3 protein-coding genes are annotated in these 2,422 nt (G+C 67.1%); all 3 read left to right on the top strand.

Going from position 1 to position 2,422, the window contains the following annotated elements; genetic code table 11:
- The first annotated feature begins 303 nt into the window (after positions 1-303).
- A complete protein-coding gene (locus tag ABN034_RS34140) occupies positions 304-1,185 on the top strand; it encodes a sigma-70 family RNA polymerase sigma factor (protein WP_349695091.1) in 882 nt (293 codons plus the stop codon).
- 85 nt (positions 1,186-1,270) lie between these two features.
- The gene (locus ABN034_RS34135; protein ID WP_349695090.1) at positions 1,271-1,741 is read left to right on the top strand and encodes a carboxymuconolactone decarboxylase family protein; all 471 of its coding nucleotides are present in this window, start codon (positions 1,271-1,273) and stop codon (positions 1,739-1,741) included.
- A 95-nt stretch (positions 1,742-1,836) separates the two neighbouring features.
- The gene (locus tag ABN034_RS34130) at positions 1,837-2,223 is read left to right on the top strand and encodes a DoxX family protein (protein ID WP_349695089.1); all 387 of its coding nucleotides are present in this window, start codon (positions 1,837-1,839) and stop codon (positions 2,221-2,223) included.
- Positions 2,224-2,422 lie beyond the last annotated feature (199 nt).

Here is a 2,422-nt window from a genome sequence, read left to right as displayed (position 1 = left end):
GCACGATCAAGCTCGGGTCAGGGGTCGTCGGGTTTCTCTCTCGTCGATCGAGCACCGAAGGCATACCCGGAACCTGGACAAGGGTGCAAGGCCAAGCCGCAAGGGTCTCCGATGTCGAGCCTTGCACCCTTGTCCAGAACCCGGGTAAGGGCTACGCCTGCCCGACCGACGAGAGAGAAACCCTCCCGCCTGGACGCTTCGCGCTGACGCACCATTGTTGTGCCCGATGCACGCCGAACGGTTACCTCGGCGCCTTCGGGCCCGTCATTACCATGACGGAGTTGGCGCAAGGAAGGTAACAACATGGCCGGATCAGGTCCGCACGAAGCACTGGCGGCAGCCTTCGAACAGCAGCGCGAGCGCCTGGTGGCGGTCGCCTACCGGATGCTCGGGTCGCGGCTGGACGCCGAGGACGCGGTGCAGGAGGCCTGGATCCGGCTGGCGCGACAGGACGCGGCCGCGATCGACAACCTGGCCGGCTGGCTGACCACCGTGGTCGGCCGGGTCTGCATCGACGTGCTGCGCTCGCGCAAGACCCGGGCCGAGCTGCCGTACGAAGACCAGCTGCCCGAGCTGGTGGTGACCGTGGACGGCGGAGCGACACCCGAGGACGACGCGATACTCGCCGAGTCGGTCGGGCTGGCACTGCTGGTAGTGCTCGACACCCTCACACCCACCGAGCGGTTGGCGTTCGTACTGCATGACATGTTCGCGGTGCCCTTCGCTGAGATCGGCGAGATCATCGGCCGGTCCGCCGACGCGACCAAGATGCTTGCCAGCCGGGCCCGCCGGAAGGTGCAGGGCACGTCGCTGCCGCAGGAGGAGCCACGGCGGCAGCGCGCAGTGGTCGACGCATTTCTTGCCGCAGCGCGGAGCGGGGACTTCGAAGGGCTCGTACGGCTGCTCGATCCGAAGGTGACCTGGCGCACTTACCACCCGCAGGGCGTGATGACCACGGTCGGGGCGGCCGAGGTGGCCGGTCCGATCCTGCGCGGCATCCGGTCGATGACCTCGGCGCTGGCGGTCCTGGTCAACGGCGAGCCCGGGTTCGTGGCCTGGGGTGCGAAAGGCAAGGTGCTCGGCGTGGTGGCGTGCACCGTGGTCGACGGCCGGATCGTCGAGCTCCTGACCGTGAGCGACCGCAAGCGCCTCGACACCATGGGTCTGCCCGCGCGACCCGAGTAGCGCACGTCGAGCGCAGGTGGTTGTTACGTCTTGGCGGGGTGCTTCGTCGCAGTGGTGCAAGCATCCGAAGACGAAGGAGATCGAGATGGAATCCCGGATCAACCCCATGGTCAACGAGGTCGGGTCGAAGTGGGCCAGGTACATCATCTCGTCGAACAAGGCCATCACCGACTCGGCACTGCCGAAGGCGGTGCAGGAACTGGTGAAGATCCGCGCCAGCCAGATCAACGGCTGCGGCGGCTGCCTCGACATGCACACCAAGGACGCCGCAGCCGCCGGCGAGAGCGTGGTGCGGATCAACCTGGTCGGGGCATGGCGGGAGACAACCGTCTACACCGACGCGGAGCGGGCGGCGCTGGAACTCACCGAGCAGGGCACCCGCCTCGCCGACTCCAGCGGCGTTACCGATGAGGCGTGGGCGAACGCGGCGAAGCACTTCGACGAGGATCAGCTGATGGCCCTGGTGGCCCTGATCTGCACGATCAACGCCTTCAACCGGCTGAACGTGATCACGCGGACGCCCGGCGGCGAGTACCAGCCCGGTCAGTTCGGCTGACGCGGACATTCCCCCTCAGGCTCGCGGGCGGACCAGGGACCCCCGGGTCCGCCCCGCGGCCGCCACCTCCAGACACTCTGCCAAAGAGAGGACTCATGAACATCGCACTATGGATCGTCGCCGGATTACTGGCCGCCGCCTTGCTGGTCAGCAGCGCCAAGCTGTTCGTGCCCAAGGAGAAGATGGCCAGCTTCGGCGCCGCAACCCGATGGGTCGAAGACTTCAGCCCCGGTGCTCTCAAGACCATCGGAGGCCTCGAGTTCCTGGCCGCGGTGGGACTGATCCTGCCCGCCGTACTCGGCATCGCGCCGGTTCTCGTTCCGTTGGCCGCTACAGGTGCGGTGCTGCTGTTTGTTGGCGCGATCATCACGCGCCTCCGTCGTGGCGAGAGAGCAACGGTCGTGGGCGACGTGGTCTATCTCGCCCTGGCCGCTTTCGTGGCGTGGGGCCGCTTCTTCGGCCCCGAGTCCTTCATCGGCTGATGCCCTCGCGTACGGGGTCGGGGCAGTGCCGACGTCAGTCGGTTCGCCGCGTTTGTCGAGCCCAGCGGCTATCGGCTCAGCCGGGCCATTAGCAGGCCATTAGGTCAGGCCAACCAGGGTTATTCCAGGCCACTTCAGCCCCCCGATCACGCGAGGATCGGGCCGTTCGCGCAGGTATATGTACGATTCCCAAGCTGAC

Origin of the sequence: Actinopolymorpha sp. B11F2, from assembly GCF_040195635.1 — a bacterium.
Taxonomy (GTDB): domain Bacteria; phylum Actinomycetota; class Actinomycetes; order Propionibacteriales; family Actinopolymorphaceae; genus Thermasporomyces.
This window is presented reverse-complemented; position numbering and strand designations above follow the sequence as displayed.

Coding starts and splice junctions, on each gene's coding strand:
- ABN034_RS34135 (WP_349695090.1), top strand. CDS start 1,271: ATGGAATCCCGGATCAACCCCATGGTCAACGAGGTCGGGTCGAAGTGG.
- ABN034_RS34130 (WP_349695089.1), top strand. CDS start 1,837: ATGAACATCGCACTATGGATCGTCGCCGGATTACTGGCCGCCGCCTTG.
- ABN034_RS34140 (WP_349695091.1), top strand. CDS start 304: ATGGCCGGATCAGGTCCGCACGAAGCACTGGCGGCAGCCTTCGAACAG.